This window comes from Ruegeria sp. SAZA006, from assembly GCF_059613465.1.
In genome coordinates, this window is record NZ_JBXWSO010000006.1 from 205,580 (window position 1) to 229,510 (window position 23,931).

A 23,931-nucleotide genomic window follows, 5' to 3' on the forward strand; every position below is an offset into this window, starting at 1 on the left:
TCAAACCTGCATGATTTCGGCCTGCTTGGCCTCGAGGGCCGTATCGACGGCCTTGATCATCTGGTCGGTCAGTTCCTGAACCTCGGTTTCCCAGAACTTCTGATCGTCTTCCGACAGGCCGTCGGCCTTGGCTTTCTTGATCTGATCCATCCCATCGCGGCGCACGTTGCGAATGGCAACGCGGGCGTGTTCGGCGTATTGCCCGGCCACTTTGCCCAGCTCGCGGCGCCGCTCTTCGTTCAGCTCGGGGATCGGCAGCATTATGATCGTGCCATTCAGCTGCGGGTTGATGCCCAGTCCGCTTTCCCGGATCGCCTTTTCCACTTTGCCGACCAAAGCCTTGTCCCAAACATTCACGGTGACCATACGCGGCTCGGGAACGTTTACAGTGCCGACCTGGTTGATCGGTGTCATCGACCCATACGCATCCACCATAACCGGCTCGAGCATCGAAGCCGACGCACGTCCGGTGCGCAGCGACGCGAATTCGGTTCTGAGGTTGGCCATCGCGCCATCCATGCGGCGTTTCAGATCATCGGTGTCCAGTTCAAAATCGTCAGACATGCTGCTCACTCCCCGTCTTCAGGTGATGTTGGAATGGCTCTTACGCCATCGCACCTGGGATGTATAGCAATCATGATCAGGAAATGTGGCAATGACCAGAGTTGTTTCCGCGAAAAAACCGATCCCCCGGACAAAAAAGACCGGCCCTGTGGCGGGCCGGTCTGGCACAGAAAAAACCAAGCCTCAGGCGTTCAGGTCAACGACCACGCGCCCCTTGACCTGACCGTTGAGGATGTCGGCACCCAACTTCGGAAGATCATTCAGAGTGGCGGGTTGGATCATCGCTTCCAGCTTGTCCATCGGCAGATCCGAAGCTACCCGCTGCCAAGCCCGCAGTCGGTTGTCGAACGGCTGCATCACGCTGTCGATTCCCAACAGGTTGACGCCGCGCAGCAGGAACGGAATGACGGTCGCCGGCAGGCCCGCGCCACCGGCCAGACCGACCGCTGCCACCGAGGCGCCATACTTCATCTGGCCCAGTACGCGCGCCAGCATTGCGCCCCCGACAGCATCAACGCAGCCAGCCCAGGTTTCGCTTTCCAGCGGACGTTTGGTGGTTTCGTTCAACTCGTCACGCGGCACGATCGACGTGGCGCCAAGCGCCTTCAGATAGCCTTCGGTTTCAGGCCGCCCGGTCACAGCCGCAACTTCATATCCCAGATTGGCCAGAATCGCAGTGGCAACCGAGCCGACGCCCCCGGCTGCACCGGTTACCAGAACCGGCCCGCGGTCAGGCGTCAAACCGTGATCTTCGAGCGCCATCACCGCGAGCATCGCGGTAAAACCGGCAGTTCCCACGGCCATGGCTTGGCGCGTGCTCAACCCCTCGGGCAGAGGGACCAGCCAATCGGCCAAGGCGCTGGCCTTCTGGGCGTATCCGCCCCAATGTGCCTCACCCACGCGCCAACCGGTCAGCACGACCTTGTCACCGGGTTTGTACCGGTCGTCCGAGGACTCTTCGACCGTTCCGGCATAATCGATCCCCGGCACATGCGGGTAATTCCGCACCAAACCGCCGCCCTTGGGCGACATGCACAAACCATCCTTGTAGTTGACGGTCGAGAACTCGACGGCCACACGCACTTCACCATGCGGCAAATCATCTTCCGAGATCTGCTTGATCACCGGGCTGGCCAGTCCGCTTTCCTCGTCCTTTTCCATCACCAAAGCGTTGAACATATTCCAATTCCTTTCGTTGACCGTGGCCCGACCGATCTCTCATCTGGCCCAAATACTTCCCGGGCGCGTCCCGTGCGCCCTTTCCGGCTCAAATCCAGAACTTGTCCTGCACGATTGCAGTCCGCATTCCAGACGGCGTTTCGACTTCGACCTGCGTTCCCGGTTCCCAGTGGCTCAGCCGCAGCATACCAATCGACACGTTGGTTTGGAAATCCGGCGACCAGGTGGCCGAGGTCACTTGGCCCACGCGCTTGCCGCCACCATAGACCGGCCACGGCCGATCACAGGGTGGCACCGCATCTCCCTCGATCGCGATCGGGCGGATTTGCTGAACCGGCCCCTCTTTGGCCACCCGCAGCAGAGCGTCCCGCCCGATGCAGCCAATGGCCGTATGCGTGTTGCAGAACTTGCCCAAACCGCACTCATGGGGCGTGTTGTCGTCGGTCATGTCGTTGCCGTAGGACAGCAACCCGCCCTCGATCCGCTCGATCAGGTTGGGGCAGCCCGCCCGAACCTGCAGGTCCTCTCCGGCGGCAAACAGCGCATCCCACAAGGGCATGCCGATGTCGCCGCCCTCGACATAGATCTCGAACCCGCCCTGTTTGGAATAGCCCGACCGCGCAATCGCCAGATCACGCCCCTCGAACTGGAACATGTCGAACTTGAAAAAGCGGATGTCCCGCACCCGGTCGCCAAAGACCCGCGCCATCAGGTCATCCGCCTTGGGTCCCTGCACCGCCAAAGGCGACACGTCCGGCTCATCCACCAGAACATCCAGTCGATACCCGTTGGCCAAGCCTTTGACCCACAACAGCAAATCGCTGTCTGCGATCGAAATCCACCAGCGGTCATCCGCCAGTTTCACCGCCACGGGATCGTTCAGCATTCCCCCGGTTTCGTCCACGATCGGCACATAGTAGCATTGGCCCGGCAACATGCCGCGCAGGTCGCGCGGGGTCAGCATCTGCATCAGCCGCGCGGCATCGGGGCCTCGCAGTTCGACCTGCCGCTCGCAAGACACGTCCCAGACCTGCACATGGGTCTTGAGATGCCGATAGTCGGCCTCGACGCTTTCAAACACCGTCGGCAGCAACATCCGGTTGTACACGGTATAGCCTTTGACACCGGCCGCCTCGACCCCGTCGGAGAACGGCGTGCGCCGCAACCGGCGCGACAAAGAAATCTGTGGCACTTAGACCTCCTCGGGCAAGAAAACGAGATCACTGACCGGAGCCTCAGACCCGGCCTCGGTCAGCATTTTGTGGATTTGTCCCCGGTGATGCGTTTGATGATTGAAAAAATGCATCACACAAACGGCGTAAGGTAATGTAATGTTTTCTTCTTTTGCCGCGGAATACCAAGTAAACGGACCCGAGATCGGCTCGTCGCCCAGAGTTTCAACCCAAGCATCGATCCGCGCATCGATGGTCTCGCGCAGCAGCAGCCAGTGCGCCAGATCCGGGCACAGGTGGACGCTTTCGTGAATACCGCCGCCCTTGCGGTGCGGATTGCTTTCAGGCCCCGGCCCTTTGTCGAACCGGGACATCCAGATCCAGTCGCCCCACAGCAGATGGTTGGCAGTCCCCAGGATCGACCCGAAAAACGCGCCGCGTTCGCGGATCAACTCCTCGGGCGAAAGCTCTTGAAGAAAACCCGCCAACTGGCTGTTCTGCCAGCGGTTATAGCGGGCCATCTGCCGAGCATAGGCGCCGGTGATCATCACTTGGGTCCGTGCCAGTCGATCGGGCAGATTTCGGCCGATTTGCCGCCGAAATCCCAGACACGACCATAGTCGCGCACCTTCGACTTGGTGCCACGCGCCACGATGATGTCCGGACCCATCCAATATTTGGAATTCGAAACCATGACAGGATGTTCGGGGTCTTTGCCTGCCAGCATCTCGATCTCACCCTGGATCTTGCGGCCGATGACGATGCGGCGTTTGTTGCCGTCGCGTTCGATCTGCACCGGAGCACGCTCGGCGCCGATGATTTCACTCACCAGCATCGTGAACAGCCCAGTGGTTCCACCGGCCTGCCCGCTGAAAATCTGCAGCAGACCGTTGTACGCCTTGCCACTTGCGCGCTCATCCACGTAAGCGGCAACCTTCCACTGGCCTTCGCCCATCCGGCCGGGAATATCGACCAGCAGACCGACGTTCAGACCCGACAAGTCCTCACCTTCATAGTGTCCCTCGTCGATGATCACGCCCATCCAGGCATGACAATGCCCTTCGGTCGGAGGATGCGCCCCAAGCGAAACCACGCAGGGGCAGAACACGTCGCAGGAGCAGTTCAGAATAAGCTCACCCTTGATGGCCCAGTCCGTCGGGCTCATCTCTCGGCGCTTGGGATTGGGCATCCGGCTGTCAATTCGCTGACTGACCGGCAGCTTGTCGGCATCGGGTTTTCTGTTTTTTGCCATCGGCTTATCCTCCGTATCCAATTGGGTAGATCAGCAGCCCAAGGCCACCTGCAATCAAAGCGAAACCCAGCGGCCGTGTCAGAACATGACCGATCTGGGGCAATTTCTCCAACACCATGAACAGGGTCGCCAAACCCATCCACAGCAGGCTCATCACGCCTCCGACAAAGCCAAGCGCCATGAACCCCCAGCAGCAGCCGACACAAAAGGCGCCAAGCCCCAGCCCCATGCGCAGACCGCCAGAGAATCCGGTGCGCCAGTGTCCAAGGAAATAGGTCATGGGTGCATGACACACCCCGTGGCACACCTCCTTGGCTCGGGTGAACTGAAAGGCGCCGACGGCGATCAGAAGACCGGCAGCAAAGAGCGGAGATTTGGCAATGCCCAGCATGTCGATCACGCCCCCGAACAGCAACGCCAGCTGAACACCTGTGATCAACGCGGCGAACCCGGCCCAGACCACGAAATAACCCAACAGAACGCCGACCCACCCGAGCCTTGTTCCATTGGCGCTCTGGATCAAATCTTCATAGCTTCTCAGTGTTGGAACCAACGTCGGAAGCATCATCGCGGCCATCATGATCGCCCACATCACGAACAGCGGGCCGAACTCGGCCATCGGCATGTACATGTCCATGCGGGGATCCATCGCACGCATCGCTTCGGCCATCGGCCCGGGTCGGCCAATCCAATCGACGCCCATGTCGCGGCTCATGGTGTACATCACCCACCAGGCCCACAGGATCAGGACGAAAAAGCCCAGCCACAAACCGTTGCGTAGAAGTGCCCGACTCATGTTCCCTCCCGACTCGGTGCTTGCTTTTCAAATGTCAGACTTTTAAATGTCAGACAAATAAATTTTTCACGGCGGCCTGCAGAATATGAAAATCGATCCTCAGAGAAGCACCGACCTGTCTGCACAGATCGCCCAAGCCATCCGCGATGCCATCGTATCAGGAGAGCTGATCGTGGACGAGCGCCTGCCCTCGGAATCCGAACTGGCGGACCAGTTCCAGGTGTCGCGCCCCACCGTGCGCGAGGCGCTGAAACGGCTGGCGGCGCAATCGCTAATCCGCACCCAGCGCGGCGCGACGGGGGGTGCCTTCGTCAATCGGCTGAGTTTCCAGGACGCCTATTCCCAGCAGATCACGACTTCGACGCTGCTGCTGTCGATGAACGAGGTCAGTTTCGACACCGCTTGCGAGGCCCGCTATGCGTTGGAGCGGGCCTGCGCGCCCTTGTCCGCCCAACGGCGCACCGCCGATCAACTGGCCACCATGCGCGCGGAGATCTTCCGGCAGGCGCAGCCCGGCCTGACGGATGAGGCCTTCTGTGCGTCGGACGTGGCCTTTCACCGGGCGCTGGTCGATGGTGCGGGCAACCCTGTCCTGTCCTATCAACTGGCCGGAGCGGTCGAGGCGATGCAGCCCCTGATGAACATGATCACCTTCACCGCCCGCTCGCGCGAAGAGATCATCCGCCTGCACAGCAAGATCGCCGACGCGCTGGAGGCGCAGGACGCCGAAACAGTCGACGCAGCTCTGGTCGACTTGGAAACCTACACCCGCCGCCTGGCCCATGACGTGGCCGAACGTCGCCGGAAACCGGCCTGAAGACACTCTGAATACTTCTTGACGCATCACATCAACGGAAAGGACACTCGAGCAGGCAGACCATCATCCGGCGGGAAGACCGGCACTCTCAATAAAATTGATTTTCAATGACTTACGGGAGGACGTTATGAACAAAAGACCGGATCCAACATTTTATCCATCCGCCAAGATGGCCATGGAGGCCCCGCCCGAGACCTTGGCCTTTACGCTGATGCTCAGCCCCGATTTTTCGCAGCCCGATGGCCTGGCGGTTGTGAATGTCGACCCAACTTCGGGCGATTATGGCAAGATCGTTCACAAGGTGATGATGCCCAACAAGGGCGACGAGTTTCACCATTTCGGATGGAACGCCTGTTCCTCGGCCCTGTCTCCGCTGACCGGCCATGCTTTTCTTGAGCGCCGGTACTTGATCATCCCCGGTATCCGTTCCAGCCGGATCTACGTGATTGACGTGAAAGAGCCGCTGAAGGCCAAAATCCACAAGATCATCGAACCCGAAGAAGTCTTTGCAAAGACGGGGTATTCCCGCCCCCACACGATCCATTGCGGACCCGAAGGTATCTATGTCAGCACCTTGGGCGGCGGCGGACCAGATGGCACCGATGGGCCTCCGGGCATCTTCATCATGGATTGCGAAACCTTCGACATCATCGGACGTTACGAGATCGAGCGCGGCGTGCAGGACAAGCACTATGATTTCTGGTGGAACCTGCCGCGTGACTACATGGTCAGTTCCGAATGGGGTCTGCCCCCGCAATTCGAAAACGGGATCGTGGCCGAAGATCTGCTGTCGAACAAATATGGCCACCGGATCCATTTCTGGAACCTGCGCGACCGCACCAACATCCAGACCATCGACCTGGGCGAGAACCACCAGATGGCGCTGGAAATCCGGCCGGCGCATGACCCGGTCAAACAATACGGGTTCTGCGGCGTGGTGGTCGACACCACCAATCTTCAGGGTGCGATCTTTACCTGGTGGCGCAACAAGGATGGCAGCTTCGAGGCCAAGAAGACCATCACGATCGATCCGCAACCCGCTGATCCGAATGATCTTCCCGATCTACTCAAAGGGTTCTCGGCGGTGCCGCCGCTGGTGACCGACATCGATCTGAGTCTGGACGACAAATATCTGTACGTCGCGTGCTGGGGCACCGGTGAAATGCACCAATACGATGTTTCGGACCCGATGAAACCCAAGCTGGCCGGCAAGGTCGAGATCGGCGGAATCGTCAAGAAAACCAAGCATCCCAACGGCAAGGACTTTGGTTATGGCCCGCAGATGGTCGAGATCAGCCGCGACGGCAAACGCGTCTACTGGACCAATTCGCTCTATTCCACATGGGATGACCAATTCTATCCCGGCGATCGCGGCGCTGCGATGGTCAAGGCGGATGTGGGCGAAAAAGGCGGCCTGACACTGGACAAGGATTTCTGGGTGGATTTCCCGAAAGGGTATCGCAGCCACCAGATCCGGCTTGAGGGAGGAGACTGCTCCACCGACAGTTTCTGCTACCCTTCGGTCTGAATTGGACGTCTTGATGACATCGACGGCCGGCCTTTGGCTGGCCGTTGTTCTGAGCGGCGCCTATCACGGGTTGAACCCCGGTATGGGCTGGCCCCTGGCCGTGTCGGCGGCATTGATGGAGCAACGCCAATCCGCCCTCTGGCGCGCGTTGGCAGCGCTGGCGGGCGGGCATTTCCTGGCGATGCTGGGCGTGCTGCTGCCCTTTGCGCTGATGACCATCCTTGTAGACTATCAGCGCGAAATCCGGATCGGAGCGGCCCTGATCGTGATCGCCATGGGCCTTTACATTGCGATCACCCGTCGTCACCCACGGTTTCTGGCGCGCGTTCCGCCCAGTCGGCTGGCGCTGTGGTCGTTTCTGGTGGCTCTGGCGCATGGTGCGGCGCTGATGCTTGTCCCGATCTATCTGGGTCTGTGCGGGCTGGACGAGTTGGATACCGGCCACAGAGCCGTTTCAGAGATCATGGGCACCAATGGCTTGCTGGTTCTGGCTGTGGCCGCGGTCCATACCGGCGCAATGATGCTGGGCGGCGGTGCGCTGGCCTTCGCGGTCTATCGCTGGCTGGGCCTGCAGTTTCTGTCGCGCAGCTGGTTCAACCTGGAAATGGTTTGGGCGCTCAGCTTGATCCTTGTGGGCGTGCTCGGCTTCTGGGCCGCAATCTGAGGTCTTCCCCCTGCCCCGAAACAGATTAGGTTCGACGGACAGGCATTTGAAACGCGAGGCCCCCATGACCGGAACACTCAACATCATCGCAGCCCTTCTGACCATCGGCTTTGGCCTGTTCGGCTTTTTGGCCCCGGCCTGGACGGCGGCCTCGCTGGACCTTGCGCCCACCAACAGCACGATGGGCCTCAGCGAGATGCGGGCCTCGGTCGGCGGGCTGTTTGTCGTGACCGGCATCGCCGTATTGTGGCTGAATCACCCGATGGCCTACGCGATGTTGGGCGTCGTCTATGCGGGCGCGGCGCTGGGTCGGTTCGTGTCCGTACTGCTGGACAATCCACCGTTGGCCAAAGCGTTGACCTTCGGCGGAATCGAGCTGGTGCTGGCGATCTGGCTGATCGCAGCCAACCTCTCCAAGCCCGCGTGAACGGTTGAAAAATCGCGATCGTCTCGCGCTTTGGGGGTTTGCATCCGCAAAAATCCTCACCTATATAAATGCTGTCCTTCGGGACTATGGACATAAACGCGCTCGTAATAAGCGGATCGGACCCGGGGGCGGTACCCGGCGGCTCCACCATACATCCTTCATTTGGGGATCATGGGGCCGAAACAGGATCGACGAACGTCTAAAGGGGTTAGCTTTGTCCCGGCTGTCTGCCACCGTTACCGGCGAAAACAGTACAATTGCAAATGACAATCGTGCTCCGGTTGCCGTTGCTGCGTAAGCAGTAACCAGACCGAAACTTAAGTCCTTGCGCCTAGCCGCGTAAGGCGGGGTTCGCAGGTACCTGGCAACAGAAACCTGCATTTCCCTAGATTTTGTCTGAGTTTTTGCGCCGAATTTGGCCGCCATTCAGAAACTGTTCACTCCTGTCATTCAAAGTAGCGGAAGACAGACAGGAGAGTTGGGATGACTCATTCAGAGATACTCAGGGCCTGGTATTCCGAGGTCTGGGAAAAAGGCAATATTGACGCGATCGACCAGTATTTTGCCCCGGAAACGATGGCCGAAGGGCTGATACCCGAAATGCAGGTCGGCGCGAACGACTTTCGCGACCTGGTCATGGCCTTCCGGCACGTTCTGGGCGAAATTCAGGTGGATTTGCCCAAAATTATCGAAAACGGCGATTGGGCGTCGGCCGTTCTGCATGTGCGGACCTCGCGGGCGGACAACGGCGCGCCCTTGGAGGTCACAGGCCAAGTGATGGCGCGCTTCAAAGGTGACAAGATGGTCGAAGCCTACAACCAGTTCGACTTCGTTTCCCTGTTTGAACAGCTCGGCCAGTTCCCGCAGGACACTCTGCCTGTTTGCATGACAGGACAACGGCTGGACTGGGCCTGAACCGGTTCTTGACCGCGCGTGCTGACCCCGAGTAGCAAGAGCACACGGGGTCAGCATGTGAACGCCCTGCCCGGCGGCAGCCCGGGTTCGCATGTCTCCAGATCCAAAGGGGCACATGGCATGGCTGCGCAGTTTCAATGATCGCTGGTGGTCGGATCAGTACCTATGCTCCGGATATCGGATGGGGTCGGCACCCGTGGACCGCCGCAACCGACGCATGCGTGACGGAGCCCCGGTATTGAAACCCTCACTGTCAGAGCTGGTTCGGGTTTTCGGCCGAATTGGCCTCCTCTCATTTGGTGGCCCCGCGGCACAGATCTCATTGATGCACCAAGAATTGGTCGAACGGCGGCCATGGTTGGATGAGCAGACCTTTCTGCGGGCGCTGTCGCTGTGCATGTTGCTGCCCGGCCCCGAAGCCATGCAACTGGCCACCTATGCCGGCTGGCGGCTGCGGGGCGTGCCGGGCGGGCTGATTGCCGGCGGCCTGTTCGTTTTTCCCGGAGCGCTGGTGATAGCCGTGCTGGTCGGCCTGTATGCTGCCTACGGAGACCTTCCCCTGGTCCAGGCTGCATTTCTCGGGATCAAGGCCACGGTTATCGTGATCGTTCTCCAGGCGGTGCTCAATCTTTCCCGCAAAACTCTATCTGGGGCAGAGCCCGGGATTCTTGCGATACTGGCGTTCCTGGCGATCTTCGCTCTGAATCTACCTTTCCCCCTGATCATTCTGGCCGCGGCTGTCTGGGGCTTTTCACGTAAGCCTTCAGAGCAGCCTTCGGTTTCACAGAATGTCGATACCGCATTGGCTCGGCCCGCGCGGACCGCAGCGCTCTGGCTGTTTCTTTGGTTGGCTCCGCTGGTGTTGTTGACCCTTTCCGGCCAGACGTTGCTAAGCGATCTGGGCTGGTTCTTTGCACGATTGGCAGTAGTCACTTTCGGCGGGGCCTATGCGGTGCTGGCCTACATGACCCAGACGGTCGTCGAGAACTATCAATGGATCTCTACCGATCAGATGATCGATGCGCTGGGACTGGCAGAAACCACCCCCGGCCCATTGATACTGGTCACGCAATTCGTCGCCATGCTCGCCGGGCAGTTGGCGGGCGGGATGTCCCTTGCGCTGGCAGCCGGGGTCGTTGCGCTGTGGGCGACCTTCGTTCCGTGCTTCCTGTGGATATTCGTTGCCGCGCCTTACTTGGACGTCATAGCACAAAGACCAAGACTGTCGGGCGCATTGCGCGCAATTACCGCGTCGGTCGTCGGTGTGATTCTCAACCTGTCGGTGTGGTTCGGACTGCATGTCCTGTTTGGAACCATCGGAGAAGTCCAGATTGGTCCGATCTCACTACCCATTCCGTTTTTTTCGACCTTGGACATCGCAGCCGTTGGATTGACGTCCCTTGCCGGAGTCTTGATTTTCATAAGAAAAACCGGTCTGGCAATGACGCTGGGCATCATGATAGGAGCAGGCGCAATCCTGCATCTGGTTTGAACAATCAGACGCAACCCGCTCTTTCGTTTCCGATCAAATCCCTTATGCTTGGGATAACCACTTTCGAGGATGACACATGTCGCAAGGCATTGACTACGGCAACTTGATGCACACCGCTATGCGCGGGCTGATCAAGACTGTTCTGAAGCGCGTTTCCGAAACCGGATTGCCCGGCGCGCACCATTTCTTCATCACGTTCGATACCCGTGAGCCCGGCGTCGAAATCGCTGACTGGCTGCGCGAACGCTACCCTGATGAGATGACGATCGTGGTGCAGCACTGGTTCGAAAATCTCGAGGTGGGCGAGGACGGATTTGCCATCACGCTGAATTTCGGTGACGCTCCGGAGCCGTTGTATATCCCCTATTCGGCCATCCAGACCTTTGTCGATCCCTCGGTCGAATTCGGCCTGCGCTTCGAAAGCTCGGACGAAGAGGATGAGGACCCGGCGGAAATCGATGCCGAGTCGATCGAGGTCGAACCCGAAGACGAGCCGCATCATGATGCGGATATCGTATCGCTGGACAGCTTCCGCAAGTAGTTCGCATCCATTGGACAAGGCTTCGCTTTTTTGGGCGTAGCCTATTGTTTTTTCAGGAATGTTTCGACCGAGCGCGACTTCTGTCCATCTCTAAACCGAGAAAAGGATAGGTTCAGCCCACCCTCGGCCAGCGTCCGGTCATATTGCTGCAATTCGTACCCACCATCCTCATCTATGAACAGCGAGAAGACGGTCAGCGTTTCCCCTTCGATCCGCCCCCAGACAAAAGGCTCACCCTTCATTGGGTCCAACGGAACCTCATGACCGAAGACATTCCGCTTCATGGCTGCGGAATAGATGTTGTTCCTATCAGAAGGTCGGAACTCGACCGAAAAGCTTTGTTCTTTCACCCGACCGTCGGCTTTGTAGGTGGTAGTCTTCCATTTGACCACGAACCCTTCGCCGGTCTCTGCGATCGAAACGCTCATGTCGCGCGGGGTCGACGACCCGTCCGCATCCACCACGTCGGCAGATCCGACATAGTCGCCGACAAAGGGACCGATGTCCTGCGCCCATCCTGGAGACGCCAACAAAAGCCCAATCGCCAGTACCGACAGCCATCGGGCCATTAGCGCGAAAGATGAGGTCCGGTCTGAGCGATTCATGGTTCTTTCTCCGCGGTTGCCTTCTTTATCTTAGCTCAGCCGGGAACGGGCACAATGGTACGGCCCTGTGACCGACCAAGAAAAGTGACGCACACCGCATGGCTATACCTTTTTTGCCCTTCGGACTAAGGTGCGCGCAACTGGCCGATTGCACCATTGCTTTGCTGCGGTTAAACGGCATGCGACTGCATACCAGACGGAGTGACAGATGTCTCAGACCCGCACCGAATCCGACAGTTTTGGCCCGCTCGAGGTTCCTGCCGACAAGTATTGGGGGGCGCAGACGCAGCGCTCGATCATGAACTTCCCCATCGGATGGGAGAAGCAGCCCGTCGCCATCGTGCGCGCGCTGGGCGTGGTCAAGAAGGCCTGCGCCATGCAGAACAAGGCCACCGGCAAGCTGGACGCACGCATCGCCGACGCCATCATCCAGGCCGCCAGCGAGGTGATCGAGGGCAAGTTCGACGACAATTTCCCTCTGGTCGTCTGGCAGACCGGATCGGGCACCCAGTCGAACATGAACGCCAACGAGGTCATCGCGAACCGCGCGATCGAGATCCTGGGCGGCGTGATCGGTTCGAAGGATCCGGTACACCCGAACGATCACTGCAACATGGGCCAGTCGTCGAACGACACCTTCCCAACCGCCATGCACATCGCCACCGCGATGAGCGTGCGTGACAAGCTGCTGCCGGGGCTGGAGAAGCTCGCCGCCGGGCTCGAGCAGAAGTCCGCGGAATTCAAGGACATCATCAAGATCGGTCGCACCCACACGCAGGACGCGACTCCGCTGACCCTGGGCCAGGAGTTCAGCGGCTATGCCCATCAGATCCGTCAGGGTATCGCCCGCGTAAATGCCGCCATGCCCGGCATCTACGAGCTGGCGCAGGGCGGCACCGCCGTCGGCACCGGGCTGAACACCCAGAAAGGCTGGGCCGAGGCCGTCGCCGCCAACATGGCCGAAATCACCGGCCTGCCCTTCGTCACCGCGCCCAACAAATTCGAGTCGCTGGCCGCTCATGACGCCATGGTGTTCCTGTCGGGCGCCTTGGCCACGGTTGCGGGCAGCTGCTACAAGATCGCCAACGACATCCGCTTCCTCGGCTCGGGACCGCGCTCGGGCCTCGGCGAGCTGATCCTGCCGGAGAACGAGCCCGGCTCGTCGATCATGCCGGGCAAGGTCAACCCGACCCAGGCCGAGGCGCTGACCCAGGTCGCAGCCCACGTGATGGGCAACGACGCCGCGATCAAGTTCGCCGGCAGCCAGGGCCATTTCGAGCTGAACGTCTACAACCCGATGATGGCCTACAACCTGCTGCAGTCTATCCAGCTGCTGGGCGACGCGACGGACAGCTTTACCGAGCGTATGCTGCTGGGCACCAAGGCCAACGAGGCGCGCATCGACAAGCTGATGAAAGAATCGTTGATGCTGGTGACCGCCCTGGCGCCCACCATCGGCTATGACAACGCCACCACGGTCGCCAAGACTGCGCACAAGAACGGCACCACGCTGAAGGAAGAGGCCATCAAGCTGGGCTTCGTCGACGAGGCGACCTTTGACGCCGTCGTGCGCCCCGAGCAGATGATCGGGCCCAAGGACTGATGGGCAAGCCGGTCAATCTGAACCGGTATCGCAAGGAAAAGGCGCGGGCCGAGAAAAAGGCCCACGCCGACCGGAACGCGGCGGCGTTCGGGCGCAGCAAGGCGGACAAACAGCTGGACAAGGCCCGCTCGGACAAAGCCCGCCGCGATCTGGACAATCACGAGCTGGACGAATGAGCGGCCCGCCCGTCAAACGCTCGCTGACCCTCAAGGGGCACCGCACTTCGGTCTCGCTTGAGGACGAGTTCTGGCAGGCGTTTCGGGACATCGCCAAGGCAAAAGGTCTACCTATCAATGTTTTGGCCTCGGAAATTGATGTCGCGCGCGACCCCGAGACCGGATTGGCGTCGGCCATTCGTGTCTTTGTTCTGAACTGGTACCGATCACCCGATCGCAGCCCTTGATCTGATCCCCGTCGGTGTCTAGGCTGATGGTGAACAAAAGGGGTACATTCGATGCGCAATCTCGTGACCGGCCCGGATGGCAAACCGCGATGCGGCTGGTGTCAGGCCGCGCCGGAGTTTTTCGACTATCACGACAATGAATGGGGTTATCCGGTAGGTGACGACCAGCGCCTGTTCGAGAAGCTCTGTCTTGAAAGCTTCCAGTCCGGCCTCAGCTGGCGCACTATTCTGGCCAAGCGCGAGAATTTCCGCAAAGCCTTTTCCGGGTTTGATTTCAACGTGATGGCTGGCTTTAATGAGGCTGACGTTGAGCGCCTGCTGCAAGATACCGGCATCATCCGCCATCGCGGCAAGATCGAGGCAGTGATCAACAACGCCCGCCGCGCGCAGGAGCTGGTGGCTGAAACCGCTTCGCTGGCGGCCTATGTCTGGCGGTTCGAGCCCGAGACCCCTCCTGCGCCGCAGACGGCCTCGACTTCGCCCGAGTCGGTCGCCATGTCCAAGGATCTGAAAAAGCGCGGATGGAAATTTGTCGGCCCTACCACGGTGTTTGCCTTCATGCAGGCGATGGGGCTGGTGAATGACCACGCCACCGGCTGCGCCATGCGCGAAAAAGCGGCGCAGATGCGCCGCTCGTTCATCAAACCGGTCTGATCTCAGACCGAGGCGCGGTAGATCTTGTCGATATTGCTGCCAAGGGCCGCGTTGAACTCGGCATCCGACTGCTGTTTCGACAGCCCCTCGGTCAGCGCGCGCGAGAAAGAGGCGATCATCTTGCCGTTCTGCGCCAGCAGGTCACAGGCCTCGTCGGTCGAATAGCCGCCCGACAACGCCACCACCCGCAGAACACGCGGATGATCGGCGGCCTCGTCATACAGATTGGCCTTGCTGGGCAGGGTCAGTTTCAGCATGACGTCCTGCCCCTCGCCCAACTCGTCGAGGTTCTTGAGGATTTCGGCTTTCAGGATCTCTTCGGCTTCGGCCTTGGTGTCCGACTTGATGTTCACCTCGGGCTCGATGATCGGAACCATGCCGGCGGCGATCACCTCGCGGGCCACGTCGAATTGCTGTTTCACCACGGCGGCGATGCCTTCGGCATTGGCCTCGTGGATGACCGAGCGTTCCTTGGTGCCGAACACACCTTCGGCCTTGGCCAACGTCTCGGCCAGGCCCGGGATCGGCTTCATCAGCTGAACACCGTTTGCGGTGTCTTCCAGCCCCTTGTCGATCTTGAGGAACGGCACGATGCCTTTGACCGACCACAGGTAATCGGCCACCTTGCGACCGTCGATTTCCTCGCTCAGCGTGCGTTCAAACAGGATCGCGCCGATCACTTTGTCGCGGGTAAAGTCATCGGCCAGGATGATCCGGGCGCGCATCTTCTGGATCTCGGCAAACATCTCCTCGTCCGAGCCATAGTCGGACGGCTCCACCCCGTACAGCGCCAGCGCCTTGGGCGTCGAGCCGCCGCTTTGATCCAGAGCCGCGATGAAGCCCGCACCGTTGATCATCTGTTCGCGCTGTTCAGCCTTGGACATAACACTTTCCCGTTCAGTAATGATTCCGCTTTTCCAACCGCATACAGCATGGCGCGGGGCGATGATAGTTTGTTAGCGCTCAACCGCACGCAGCCAGATTCCATCGCGCGACCGGACCGTCAGATGCGCCACCGGTACCGGGGTGCGGCCCTCGACAGGTTCGAACCGGTACCGCCGCAGCAGGGTCGACAGGATCAACGGCCCCTCGACCATCGCAAACCCCGCCCCGGTGCAGACGCGCGGCCCGGCGGAAAACGGGATGAAGGCCGCCCGCTGACAGGCCTTGCCGTTTTCGGTCGCCCATCGGGACGGGTCAAAGCCGTCGGGGTCCTCCCACAGCCGTTCATGCCGGTGCAGGTGCCATGGACTGAGCACGATCTGGGCGCCCTTGGGCACGTCGCGGTCGCGGAAGCGTTCGGGGCATGTGGCCTCGCGCACCATCATCGGCACCGGGGGATAGAGGCGCAGCGCCTCGCGGAACACATCGCGGCTGATGCGCAGTCTGGACATGCTGGCAAAGCTGATTTCGCTCTGCGCGCGGGCTTCCTCGGCTACGCGTTCCTGCCAGTCGGGATAGGCGGCCATCAGGTACAGCGTCCACGCCAAGGCCGAGGCGCTGGTCTCGTGCCCGGCCAGAAAGAAGATGGCCACCTGGTCGATCATCTCATCGGTGTTGAAACACTGCCCGGTCAGGGGGTCGGGCGCAGTCATGATCTTGGTGGCCAGATCGTCGGGCGCGGTGCCGGCACCGATCTGCGCAGCCCGCTCGCGGGTCAGGCGGGCGATCAAGGCGCGGATTTCAGCTGCCGCACCGCGGGTCTTGCGCGCGTGGAACCGGGGCACCCAGCCGGGCAGCGGCACGAAAGCCGCCAGGTTCAGCAGAGGTTGCTGCCGCTGATAGGCGCGGAACTTCTCGAACACCTGCGCGGCAATCTCGTGCTCGATCGGGACTGAAAACAAGGTGCGAAAGATCACGTCGGCGGCGGCATGGCTGGTGATCTCCTCGATCTCGACCGGCACGCCTGTCTTGTCGCGCAGGCGTTCGGCGCAAGCCTCGGCCGAGGCCAGCATTGCGGGAAAGGTCTGCTTCAGCCGTCCGCCCTCGAAGGCCGGGTCGATGATGCGGCGCTGGCGCTCCCAGGTCGCGCCATTGGTCAGGAATACCGATTGGCCCAGCAAAGGGCGCAGGCCTTCGCTGATCCGGCCGGATTTCGGGAAATCCTCGGGGCGGTGTTTCAGAACGCGGTCGATCAGCTCGGGCTGGTTGATCAGGTAAGACCGGAAGAACGGGGTGCGGAACTCGGCCATCCAGGCGCGGTACAGGCGTTGCGGCTGGGCCGACAGGATGTCGCGTCGGAACAGGCGCAGGTATTGCCACAGCGATACCTTGTCCGGTCTGGCGGGTGGCTTGGGCGGTGTCATGCGCGCACCGATCGGTACTTGGACACCGCCAGCTCAATCCGCGATTTCGAGGGCGCGCGCCCTGCGAACCGTGCGCCCAGCGTCAGCGGCCCGGCGGTGATGCGGAAGTAGTCATAGTCGCCCGGCCGGTCGAACGCGCACAGATACTGGAAATGCAGACGGAAGAATCGCCAGCGCAGCGCGGCCCAGCGTTCGGGCGACAGGGTTTGCGTGAAAGCGGCCGAAAGAACCAGCGGCCAGCGTTTGCCCGGCCCGGCAACGCCGCTGACAGCAACCGGATCACATAGGGCAAAGGCGCAGCCATCCCCGGGTGCCGAGACGTCGACCCATGTCAACTGCTCGGTCTGCGACAGCAACTGCAGGTCGGCGCGCAATTGATCGGCCCGCGGCAGGAATGACACCATCGGCACCACCTGCCCCAATGTCAGGAAAGACAGGACCGGGCCATCCGGCGGCACCTCGCCCCGCCGCAGCAGGTCCGCCAGAACCGAGACCCCAAGATGCGCGCCGGAACTGTGGCCCACCACCAGAACCTCATCGACCGACGACCGCAGCGCCTCCGCGATCAAGGCGCGGAACGCGTCCAGCCGGGCTTGCAACTCGGACGGCGTTTCCCCCCTCAGCCGCGCTGAATAGGCATAGTCGTGCATCAGGTAATAGGCGAACAGGCGGTTGTCGATCTTGCGGAACCAGCGCAAGACCCACCATCCCGCCAACATGCCAAGCGCCAGGCTGAGATACATCCGCGGCGCAAAATAGGGTCCGAACAGCGCGGGTCCTTCTACAGCTTCAGCCAACCAATGCATTGCGGACGCGGACAACATTGCCACTCCGTAGAAGACCAATCCCGCCAGGGCCAACTGCCCCAGCAACATCGCCACCGGATAGAGTGCGGCGATCACCGGCCCCTTGCGCAAGCGCATCAGCCGCCACAACGTGCCGGTCGAGATGTAGATCCACGCCGTGCGCAGCAATTGCCAATAGGTCGCCGGGATCGAGCTGTCCATGCTTTCGCGCACGAGGTCGGACCAGACCAGAACCTCGACATCCGCATGCACTTCGGCCCCGTCCTGCTCCGACCGGACTTGCCAGCCATAGGGGCCATCGCCCGTCTTGGCCGAGACCTCCAAGTGATACCCGGAAATCCCTGACTGCGCGCGCCCCTCTGTCCGATAGAGTTCGCGATAGCGGCGGGGATGGATCGGATCATAGCCGGGAATATAGAACACCCGGCGTCGTTGTACCCCAGATTGCGGAACCTGACTGCTCATGCCTTTGCCCTTGTTGCGGGCAGGTTAGCGCAGCGATGTGGCCAAGGTAAGGCCCGATCATCGCGACCGGGCGCCGCGTCAGCCCAGAGTGGCCAATGCCGGGAATGTCTCAAGCAGCCACCAGCTGAACTCGGTGAACAGACCTGTCACGAGCATGATGCCGACGACCAGCAACAAGCCACCCATGACTTTTTCGATCGTTCCCATATGCGGTTTCAGCTTGTTCATCACCGCCATCGACCGGTTCAGGAACATCGCAGCCAGCAGGAACGGTATGCCCAGACCCGCCGCATAGACGCCCAGCAACAGCGTGCCCCGTGCCACCGAGGCCTCGGACGCGGCCAGCGACAGAATCGCGCCCAGCTGGGGGCCGATGCACGGGGTCCAGCCGAATGCGAAAGCCAACCCCAGGATGTAAGCCCCAAAAACCGAGCCGCCTGAGTCCCCGGTTTCGAGCCGCGCTTCGCGGTCCAGGATCGGAATGCGGAACACGTTCAGGAAATGCAGGCCGAAGACGATCACCACCAGACCCGAGACCTTGGCGAACAGCTCCTGGTTCTGCAGCACGAAGGCGCCGAAGGCCGAGGCCGTGAAGCCCAGCAGCAGGAATACCGTCGACAGTCCAAGAACGAAGAACAGCGCCGACAGGGTCGCCTTGCGCCGGGCTTGCGCCTGATCTTGCATCTCGTGGATGGTCACGCCGCTCATATAGGCCAGATAGGGCGGCACGATCGGCAAAACGCAGGGCGACAGAAAGCTGATCAACCCGCCGACCAGCGCGATGAACATGGCGGGCAGCAGCCCCGCGTCGATGATATCGATTCCGAACATGCCACTGCACATATGATATCCAATGGGGCGCGTCACGGGGCCATTCGGTCACATCCTCGTGGTTGCCGGCTGGACAGCCGTGCACGGTGCAAATATCTGAGAGCCATGACACAAGAAGCCGAAACCCTGGATGCATTGGGCCTACTGTGCCCCCTGCCCGTCCTGAAAGCCCGCAAACGGCTCAAGGCCATGCCTGCGGGCTCCCTACTCCGGGTCCTTGCCGACGATCCGGCCGCAATCGTCGATGTACCTCATTTCTGCTCGGAGTCCGGGCACGAGCTGATCGGGATGGAAGAAGCTGCGGATCACCACGTCTATCTCATTCGGAAAAACGGCGGGACCTGAAAGAAAAAAAGGCGGACAATACTGTCCGCCTTTGTTGTCTTATTGGCCCAGAGACCACCAACCGCGCCGCTTGGGCTTGGCCGGGGACGGCTCGGGTTCTTCCGCTACCGTCTCAAGCACCGGCTCTGCTGTGTCCTCGGCTTTTTCTTCCGTTGCCGCTTCCGGCGCTTCCGCCACGGGCTCGGCATCGGGCGTTTCGACTTCTGCCGCTACCTCGGGTTCACTCGCTTCAACCGGCTCCTCAGCATGCGCTTCGGGGGCATTGTCTGCAGCAGCGGAAGCCTCAGCGGCAGGCGCTTCTTTCGCCACCTCGGGTTCCGGCGCGGACGCCTCTTCGACTTCGACCGTTTTCTTGCGGCGCGGTGCCCGACGTTTTTTGGGCTTGGCCGGTTTTTCCTCGGCCTGCTCCGCTTCACCCTCGGTCACGTTTTCAGCACCAGCTTCTGCGGCCTCAGCCGGAGCGGATTCAGGCTCAGCGGTCTTTTCCGTCCCGGACTCTTCTGGTTGCACCTCGGTGCTCGCCTTGTCTTCCGCAGCTTCGTCAGAAGTGGTTGCCTCCGATTGCTCGCCGTTACCGCCGTTCTTCTTGCGGCGACGCCGGCGGCGCTTGCGCTTCGGCTTGGCTTCCTCTTCCGCCTGTTCCGGCTCGACGGCGCTGTCTTCAACCTCGTCCTCGGAATCCACCAGATCCATCAGCGATGCCGTCGCGGACACCACCGGCGCAGACGCTTCGGGAACGATCCGGCTGGCCGTCTTGAACTTTTCCATTGAGAAATCAGGGCTGACCAGATGAATGTCACCTTCGATCCGAACCGACAGGCCATAGCGGGCCTCGATCTGCGCGATATGCTCGCGCTTCTGGTTCATCAGGAAGTTGGCAATGCTGACCGGACACCGCACCAGCACCTCGCGCGAGCGGCGGCGTGTTCCTTCCTCTTCGATCTGACGCAGGATCGACAACGCCATGTTGTCATCCGAGCGGATCAGACCGGTGCCATGACAGGACGGGCAAGGCTGTGTGGTTGCCTCAAGCATTCCTGGGCGCAGGCGCTGGCGGCTCATCTCCAGCAGGCCAAAGCCCGAGATCCGTCCGACCTGAATACGGGCTCGATCGGTCTTCAGCTTGTCCTTCAGGCGCTTTTCAACCGCCAGGTTGTTCTTGCGCTCGTCCATGTCGATGAAGTCGATGACGATCAGACCGGCCAAGTCGCGCAGGCGCAGCTGGCGTGCAACTTCCTCGGCGGCCTCCAAGTTGGTTTTCAGCGCAGTTTCCTCGATCGAGCCTTCCTTGGTGGCCCGGCCCGAGTTCACGTCGATGGCAACCAACGCCTCGGTCACGCCGATCACGATATATCCGCCCGATTTCAGCTGGACCGTCGGGTTGAACATTCCCGCCAGATAGCTTTCCACCTGATAGCGCGCGAACAGCGGCAGTTGGTCCTCGTACCGCTTCACGTTCTTGGCGTGCGACGGCATGATCATCTTCATGAAGTCTTTGGCGATGCGGTAGCCACCTTCGCCTTCGACCAGAACCTCGTCGATGTCCCGATTGTAAAGATCACGGATCGACCGCTTGATCAGGTCGCCTTCCTCGTAGATCTTCGCAGGGGCGATCGATTTCAAAGTCAGTTCGCGGATCTGCTCCCACAGGCGCTGCAGGTATTCGTAGTCGCGCTTGATCTCGGACTTGGTACGCTTGGCACCGGCTGTACGGATGATCAGACCAGCGCCCGTAGGCACGTCGATCTCGGATGCGATTTCCTTGAGCTTCTTGCGGTCCGCGGCGTTGGTGATCTTGCGGCTGATGCCACCCCCGCGCGCGGTGTTCGGCATCAACACACAATACCGGCCGGCCAGCGACAGGTAAGTGGTCAGCGCGGCACCCTTGTTGCCACGTTCTTCCTTGACGACCTGCACCAACAGAACCTGGCGCACCTTGATGACTTCCTGAATCTTGTAGCGGCGCGGGCGTGGTTTGCGCGGAGGACGGATATCCTCGCTGTCATCATCATCCGCAACCGACTCGATTGTGTCATCCTTGGCCGCTGCATCCGGCTTGGCCTCATCAGCTTCGGCGTCGGTGTCGTCGGCTAGATCTGCGTCGGGCTCGTCTGCTTCGACGGGTTCCGCGGGTGCGGCGTCGACTTCGGCTTCGGCCGTTTCGTCCGCCGGTTCGTCACTCGCGTCTTCACTCGGCTCTTCGACCGGAGTTTCAGCGACGGTCTCCATCGGAGACGTACCTTCGGGCACATCCTGATCAGCGGCCTCTTCCTCAAGCAGGTCGATGGTTTCCATGCCTGTCGGCTCGGCGGATACGTCCAGCGTTTCGACCGGATCGTCCGTCTTGACCTCTGCCGCTTTCGAGCGCGACCGCGAGCGGCGCTTCTTGGGCTTGGATTCTTCGGCCTCGTCCCGCGCCTTCATTGCCTCGGCATAGGCGCGCTCTTCCTCCATCAGGGCTTCGCGGTCTGCGACCGGAATCTGGTAGTAGTCCGGATGGATTTCCGAGAACGCAAGGAAGCCATGCCGGTTCCCGCCATAGTCAACAAAGGCCGCCTGCAGCGAAGGTTCGACGCGCGTTACTTTTGCCAGGTAGATGTTGCCAGCAAGCTGGCGTTTGTTTTCGGATTCAAAATCGAACTCCTCGACCTTGTTTCCGTCCACCACCACGACGCGGGTCTCCTCCGCGTGGGTGGCATCGATAAGCATTTTCTTTGCCATGTGTCCTTGGTGCACCGCGCCAAACGCGTTGTCCTGACCTGTCCAGGCGGACAGGCGCATCTGGGGTGGTGTCTTGTCTGGGCGATTACGGACGGCGCGCGGCAGGGATCGGCGCTGCGGCCCCCTGCCCGTATACTCAATCGTAGCGCGCGCGTCATCGCGGTTCTTCTCCGACAGGCGCGAACACGCCGCTGCCTGCCCATTATTCCTTTCGCCCGAAGTTCGGGCTCAGGTACTCTACTGCCCCGTAACGGGGCACAATCGGTCTGCTTGGCCGGGCGGGAAAGGTCACCACCTGCAGCAAAGCAGCGAAACTCAATGATTCGGGACATTCAGGCACAAAAATGCGCCCGTCCCGTCCCGGTACAATAAAAGCAGTCCTGTGGAAAACACAATGGGCAAACTGCAAAGGAGCCCGATCTACAAACAGGTCGGGCATCCTCTGGCTTCAAATTTACCGGGTGTACTTTGGACAAAAGGCCAAAAAGGGACTGGCCGCTCGCCTACAGATAGTCCGCCCGTTGCAACCCGTACTTGGCCATTTTTTCATTCAAAGTCCGGCGCGGCAGGCAAAGTTCCTCCATCACCGAAGCGATAGATCCCTTGTGGCGCCGCATTGTGTTGTCGATCAGCATCCGTTCGAACGCCTCAACGTATTCCTTCAGCGGCTTACCCTCGGTGGTCATCACCGGCTGCATCTCTTCGTGATCGGACATCAACAGTGACGCGATGGTGCCCGAACCGCGCCGCGACTGCAGAACCGCGCGTTCGGCGATGTTGATCAACTGGCGCACGTTGCCCGGCCACGGGGCCTGCAGCAGCTGCGCGGCCTCCTGGGCACTGACTTGCGGCGCCTCACAACCATATTCCTCGGCAAACTGCTCGCTCAGCCGGGTGAACAGCGTCAGGATATCCTCGCCTCTCTGCCGCAGCGGCGGCATGGTGATCCGCAGCGCCGCCAGCCGGTAAAACAGATCGGGCCGCAGCACGTCCTCGCTGGTCTTGCCAGCTTCCTGCAGGTTCGAGATCGCAACGATCCGGGTTTCAGCCGGCGTCCCCTGCTCGTTCATCACGCTCAGCAAGCGCGCCTGCAGCGTGTCGCTCAGCGCCTCGATGTCCTCCAGCACCAGAGTACCGCCGCGGGCTTCCTCGATGGCGGGCAGTTGCGTGTCCTCCGGCATCATGGGGCCGAACAACCGCTTGGCCAGCGCCTCTTCCTCGAGCGCGGCACAGGAGACCAGAACGAATTTCTTGCCCGCCCGGCTGCCCACTGCATGCAACGCGTGCGCCACCAGGGTCTTGCCGGTGCCGGTTTCGCCGTCGATCAGCACATGCCCGTCGGCCTGGCCCAGGTCCAGAATATCCTCGCGCAGGCGCTCCATCACCGGGCTGGCACCGATCAGCTTGTTCATTATCTGGGTGCCGCCCGACAGCTCGCGCCGCAGCGCCCGGTTGTCCAGCGTCAGCCGCCGCGCGTTGCTGGCGCGTTTGGCAAGTTCCGACATCCGATCGGGGTTGAACGGCTTTTCCAGAAAATCGAACGCCCCCACCCGCATCGCCTCGACCGCCATCGGAACGTCGCCGTGACCGGTAATCATGATCACCGGCAGGGTACTGTCTGCACCCATCAGCTTTTTCAAAAGTTGAATGCCATCCATACCGGGCATCTTGATGTCCGAGATCACGATCCCCGGATAATCCGGCCCCAGAACCTTCAGCGCATCCTCGGCGCTGGCGAAGGTTTCGGTGTCATAGCCGGACAGCGCCAACCATTGGCTGATCGACTGGCGCATGTCCTGTTCATCATCCACGATGGCAATTTTCATGGCCTGTGCCATAGGTACG

The 23,931-nt window shown here is 60.9% G+C and carries 25 protein-coding genes and 1 other RNA gene; 13 read left to right on the forward strand and 13 right to left on the reverse strand.

All coding sequences use genetic code 11. The features are described from left to right. The 6 genes from frr to AC2FNZ_RS08155 form a co-directional block, all read right to left on the reverse strand. The gene (frr, locus tag AC2FNZ_RS08130) at positions 1–564 is read right to left on the reverse strand and encodes a ribosome recycling factor (RefSeq protein WP_093962005.1); all 564 of its coding nucleotides are present in this window, start codon (positions 562–564) and stop codon (positions 1–3) included. Positions 565–747: 183 nt separating this feature from the next. Then, positions 748–1,743, reverse strand: a complete 996-nt coding sequence (gene acuI, locus AC2FNZ_RS08135; RefSeq protein ID WP_170338698.1) for an acryloyl-CoA reductase — start codon at positions 1,741–1,743, stop codon at positions 748–750. Positions 1,744–1,831: 88 nt separating this feature from the next. Further along, on the reverse strand, positions 1,832–2,935 hold the full coding sequence (locus AC2FNZ_RS08140; protein WP_496840156.1) for a dimethylsulfoniopropionate demethylase: 1,104 nt from the start codon (positions 2,933–2,935) through the stop codon (positions 1,832–1,834). Beyond that, entirely contained in the window at positions 2,936–3,463 is a 528-nt protein-coding gene (locus tag AC2FNZ_RS08145; protein ID WP_496840157.1) for a DinB family protein, read from the reverse strand. Continuing rightward, the gene (locus AC2FNZ_RS08150) at positions 3,463–4,167 is read right to left on the reverse strand and encodes a DUF1326 domain-containing protein (RefSeq protein ID WP_093962001.1); all 705 of its coding nucleotides are present in this window, start codon (positions 4,165–4,167) and stop codon (positions 3,463–3,465) included. Before AC2FNZ_RS08150 ends, AC2FNZ_RS08145 begins: the two co-directional genes overlap by 1 nt. Before the next feature lie 4 nt (positions 4,168–4,171). After that, positions 4,172–4,963, reverse strand: coding sequence for a DUF2182 domain-containing protein (locus AC2FNZ_RS08155; protein ID WP_496840158.1), 792 nt, complete (start codon positions 4,961–4,963; stop codon positions 4,172–4,174). An 85-nt stretch (positions 4,964–5,048) separates the two neighbouring features. Between AC2FNZ_RS08155 and AC2FNZ_RS08160 the strand changes: the two genes are divergently transcribed. The 8 genes from AC2FNZ_RS08160 (at position 5,049) to AC2FNZ_RS08195 (ending at position 11,347) form a co-directional block, all read left to right on the forward strand. Then, complete coding sequence (locus tag AC2FNZ_RS08160; RefSeq protein WP_093961999.1) at positions 5,049–5,780, forward strand: FadR/GntR family transcriptional regulator; 732 nt, start codon at positions 5,049–5,051, stop codon at positions 5,778–5,780. A gap of 127 nt (positions 5,781–5,907) precedes the next feature. Then, positions 5,908–7,308 carry a selenium-binding protein SBP56-related protein gene (locus tag AC2FNZ_RS08165; protein WP_170338710.1) on the forward strand — a complete coding sequence of 467 codons (1,401 nt, stop codon included), beginning with the start codon at positions 5,908–5,910 and terminating at the stop codon, positions 7,306–7,308. Between the two features lie 13 nt (positions 7,309–7,321). Next, positions 7,322–7,972 (forward strand): hypothetical protein, encoded by a 651-nt coding sequence (locus AC2FNZ_RS08170; RefSeq protein ID WP_496834263.1) that lies wholly within the window; start codon positions 7,322–7,324, stop codon positions 7,970–7,972. A 64-nt stretch (positions 7,973–8,036) separates the two neighbouring features. Beyond that, positions 8,037–8,399, forward strand: coding sequence for a DUF4345 family protein (locus tag AC2FNZ_RS08175; protein ID WP_093961997.1), 363 nt, complete (start codon positions 8,037–8,039; stop codon positions 8,397–8,399). 34 nt (positions 8,400–8,433) lie between these two features. Beyond that, positions 8,434–8,781: a transfer-messenger RNA gene (ssrA, locus tag AC2FNZ_RS08180) on the forward strand. Positions 8,782–8,882: 101 nt separating this feature from the next. Next, positions 8,883–9,314, forward strand: coding sequence for an ester cyclase (locus tag AC2FNZ_RS08185; RefSeq protein WP_496840160.1), 432 nt, complete (start codon positions 8,883–8,885; stop codon positions 9,312–9,314). Positions 9,315–9,531: 217 nt separating this feature from the next. Next, a complete protein-coding gene (gene chrA / locus AC2FNZ_RS08190) occupies positions 9,532–10,806 on the forward strand; it encodes a chromate efflux transporter (RefSeq protein WP_496840207.1) in 1,275 nt (424 codons plus the stop codon). A gap of 76 nt (positions 10,807–10,882) precedes the next feature. Then, a complete protein-coding gene (locus AC2FNZ_RS08195; protein ID WP_093961995.1) occupies positions 10,883–11,347 on the forward strand; it encodes an SspB family protein in 465 nt (154 codons plus the stop codon). Between the two features lie 41 nt (positions 11,348–11,388). Here AC2FNZ_RS08195 and AC2FNZ_RS08200 read toward each other — a convergent pair whose 3' ends face one another. Next, complete coding sequence (locus AC2FNZ_RS08200; RefSeq protein ID WP_170339298.1) at positions 11,389–11,952, reverse strand: hypothetical protein; 564 nt, start codon at positions 11,950–11,952, stop codon at positions 11,389–11,391. A 208-nt stretch (positions 11,953–12,160) separates the two neighbouring features. On the opposite strand from AC2FNZ_RS08200, the gene fumC reads away from it, so the two are divergent. Genes fumC through AC2FNZ_RS08220 form a run of 4 tightly spaced genes read left to right on the forward strand, consistent with a single transcriptional unit; the run spans position 12,161 to position 14,612 of the window. Next, positions 12,161–13,555, forward strand: coding sequence for a class II fumarate hydratase (fumC, locus tag AC2FNZ_RS08205; RefSeq protein ID WP_170455178.1), 1,395 nt, complete (start codon positions 12,161–12,163; stop codon positions 13,553–13,555). Beyond that, complete coding sequence (locus AC2FNZ_RS08210; RefSeq protein WP_496840161.1) at positions 13,555–13,731, forward strand: DUF4169 family protein; 177 nt, start codon at positions 13,555–13,557, stop codon at positions 13,729–13,731. The genes fumC and AC2FNZ_RS08210 overlap by 1 nt, the downstream gene beginning before the upstream one ends. Beyond that, positions 13,728–13,958, forward strand: a complete 231-nt coding sequence (locus tag AC2FNZ_RS08215) for a ribbon-helix-helix domain-containing protein (protein ID WP_093961991.1) — start codon at positions 13,728–13,730, stop codon at positions 13,956–13,958. The genes AC2FNZ_RS08210 and AC2FNZ_RS08215 overlap by 4 nt, the downstream gene beginning before the upstream one ends. Positions 13,959–14,009: 51 nt before the next feature. After that, the gene (locus AC2FNZ_RS08220) at positions 14,010–14,612 is read left to right on the forward strand and encodes a DNA-3-methyladenine glycosylase I (protein WP_496840162.1); all 603 of its coding nucleotides are present in this window, start codon (positions 14,010–14,012) and stop codon (positions 14,610–14,612) included. Positions 14,613–14,614: 2 nt separating this feature from the next. Here the strand turns inward: AC2FNZ_RS08220 and AC2FNZ_RS08225 are convergent, their stop codons facing one another. From AC2FNZ_RS08225 to AC2FNZ_RS08240, 4 genes are all read right to left on the reverse strand, one after another. Further along, positions 14,615–15,496, reverse strand: coding sequence for a fructose bisphosphate aldolase (locus AC2FNZ_RS08225; protein ID WP_496840163.1), 882 nt, complete (start codon positions 15,494–15,496; stop codon positions 14,615–14,617). A gap of 72 nt (positions 15,497–15,568) precedes the next feature. After that, entirely contained in the window at positions 15,569–16,918 is a 1,350-nt protein-coding gene (locus AC2FNZ_RS08230; RefSeq protein ID WP_496840164.1) for a cytochrome P450, read from the reverse strand. Continuing rightward, entirely contained in the window at positions 16,915–18,189 is a 1,275-nt protein-coding gene (locus tag AC2FNZ_RS08235; protein ID WP_496840166.1) for a hypothetical protein, read from the reverse strand. Before AC2FNZ_RS08235 ends, AC2FNZ_RS08230 begins: the two co-directional genes overlap by 4 nt. A 78-nt stretch (positions 18,190–18,267) precedes the next feature. Continuing rightward, positions 18,268–19,020 (reverse strand): cytochrome c biogenesis CcdA family protein, encoded by a 753-nt coding sequence (locus tag AC2FNZ_RS08240; RefSeq protein WP_496840167.1) that lies wholly within the window; start codon positions 19,018–19,020, stop codon positions 18,268–18,270. A gap of 105 nt (positions 19,021–19,125) precedes the next feature. Here AC2FNZ_RS08240 and AC2FNZ_RS08245 point away from each other — a divergent pair, with 105 nt between their 5' ends. Beyond that, on the forward strand, positions 19,126–19,365 hold the full coding sequence (locus AC2FNZ_RS08245; RefSeq protein ID WP_093961985.1) for a sulfurtransferase TusA family protein: 240 nt from the start codon (positions 19,126–19,128) through the stop codon (positions 19,363–19,365). 39 nt (positions 19,366–19,404) lie between these two features. Here the strand turns inward: AC2FNZ_RS08245 and AC2FNZ_RS08250 are convergent, their stop codons facing one another. Both AC2FNZ_RS08250 and AC2FNZ_RS08255 read right to left on the reverse strand, forming a co-directional pair. Further along, the gene (locus AC2FNZ_RS08250) at positions 19,405–22,086 is read right to left on the reverse strand and encodes an Rne/Rng family ribonuclease (protein ID WP_496840168.1); all 2,682 of its coding nucleotides are present in this window, start codon (positions 22,084–22,086) and stop codon (positions 19,405–19,407) included. Positions 22,087–22,589: 503 nt separating this feature from the next. Beyond that, positions 22,590–23,924, reverse strand: coding sequence for a sigma-54-dependent transcriptional regulator (locus AC2FNZ_RS08255; RefSeq protein ID WP_093961984.1), 1,335 nt, complete (start codon positions 23,922–23,924; stop codon positions 22,590–22,592). Positions 23,925–23,931 lie beyond the last annotated feature (7 nt).

Coding starts and splice junctions, on each gene's coding strand:
- frr (WP_093962005.1), bottom strand. CDS start 564: ATGTCTGACGATTTTGAACTGGACACCGATGATCTGAAACGCCGCATG.
- acuI (WP_170338698.1), bottom strand. CDS start 1,743: ATGTTCAACGCTTTGGTGATGGAAAAGGACGAGGAAAGCGGACTGGCC.
- AC2FNZ_RS08145 (WP_496840157.1), bottom strand. CDS start 3,463: ATGATCACCGGCGCCTATGCTCGGCAGATGGCCCGCTATAACCGCTGG.
- AC2FNZ_RS08150 (WP_093962001.1), bottom strand. CDS start 4,167: ATGGCAAAAAACAGAAAACCCGATGCCGACAAGCTGCCGGTCAGTCAG.
- AC2FNZ_RS08155 (WP_496840158.1), bottom strand. CDS start 4,963: ATGAGTCGGGCACTTCTACGCAACGGTTTGTGGCTGGGCTTTTTCGTC.
- AC2FNZ_RS08160 (WP_093961999.1), top strand. CDS start 5,049: ATGAAAATCGATCCTCAGAGAAGCACCGACCTGTCTGCACAGATCGCC.
- AC2FNZ_RS08165 (WP_170338710.1), top strand. CDS start 5,908: ATGAACAAAAGACCGGATCCAACATTTTATCCATCCGCCAAGATGGCC.
- AC2FNZ_RS08170 (WP_496834263.1), top strand. CDS start 7,322: ATGACATCGACGGCCGGCCTTTGGCTGGCCGTTGTTCTGAGCGGCGCC.
- AC2FNZ_RS08175 (WP_093961997.1), top strand. CDS start 8,037: ATGACCGGAACACTCAACATCATCGCAGCCCTTCTGACCATCGGCTTT.
- AC2FNZ_RS08185 (WP_496840160.1), top strand. CDS start 8,883: ATGACTCATTCAGAGATACTCAGGGCCTGGTATTCCGAGGTCTGGGAA.
- chrA (WP_496840207.1), top strand. CDS start 9,532: ATGCGTGACGGAGCCCCGGTATTGAAACCCTCACTGTCAGAGCTGGTT.
- AC2FNZ_RS08195 (WP_093961995.1), top strand. CDS start 10,883: ATGTCGCAAGGCATTGACTACGGCAACTTGATGCACACCGCTATGCGC.
- AC2FNZ_RS08200 (WP_170339298.1), bottom strand. CDS start 11,952: ATGAATCGCTCAGACCGGACCTCATCTTTCGCGCTAATGGCCCGATGG.
- fumC (WP_170455178.1), top strand. CDS start 12,161: ATGTCTCAGACCCGCACCGAATCCGACAGTTTTGGCCCGCTCGAGGTT.
- AC2FNZ_RS08210 (WP_496840161.1), top strand. CDS start 13,555: ATGGGCAAGCCGGTCAATCTGAACCGGTATCGCAAGGAAAAGGCGCGG.
- AC2FNZ_RS08215 (WP_093961991.1), top strand. CDS start 13,728: ATGAGCGGCCCGCCCGTCAAACGCTCGCTGACCCTCAAGGGGCACCGC.
- AC2FNZ_RS08220 (WP_496840162.1), top strand. CDS start 14,010: ATGCGCAATCTCGTGACCGGCCCGGATGGCAAACCGCGATGCGGCTGG.
- AC2FNZ_RS08225 (WP_496840163.1), bottom strand. CDS start 15,496: ATGTCCAAGGCTGAACAGCGCGAACAGATGATCAACGGTGCGGGCTTC.
- AC2FNZ_RS08230 (WP_496840164.1), bottom strand. CDS start 16,918: ATGACACCGCCCAAGCCACCCGCCAGACCGGACAAGGTATCGCTGTGG.
- AC2FNZ_RS08235 (WP_496840166.1), bottom strand. CDS start 18,189: ATGAGCAGTCAGGTTCCGCAATCTGGGGTACAACGACGCCGGGTGTTC.
- AC2FNZ_RS08240 (WP_496840167.1), bottom strand. CDS start 19,020: ATGTTCGGAATCGATATCATCGACGCGGGGCTGCTGCCCGCCATGTTC.
- AC2FNZ_RS08245 (WP_093961985.1), top strand. CDS start 19,126: ATGACACAAGAAGCCGAAACCCTGGATGCATTGGGCCTACTGTGCCCC.
- AC2FNZ_RS08250 (WP_496840168.1), bottom strand. CDS start 22,086: ATGGCAAAGAAAATGCTTATCGATGCCACCCACGCGGAGGAGACCCGC.
- AC2FNZ_RS08255 (WP_093961984.1), bottom strand. CDS start 23,924: ATGGCACAGGCCATGAAAATTGCCATCGTGGATGATGAACAGGACATG.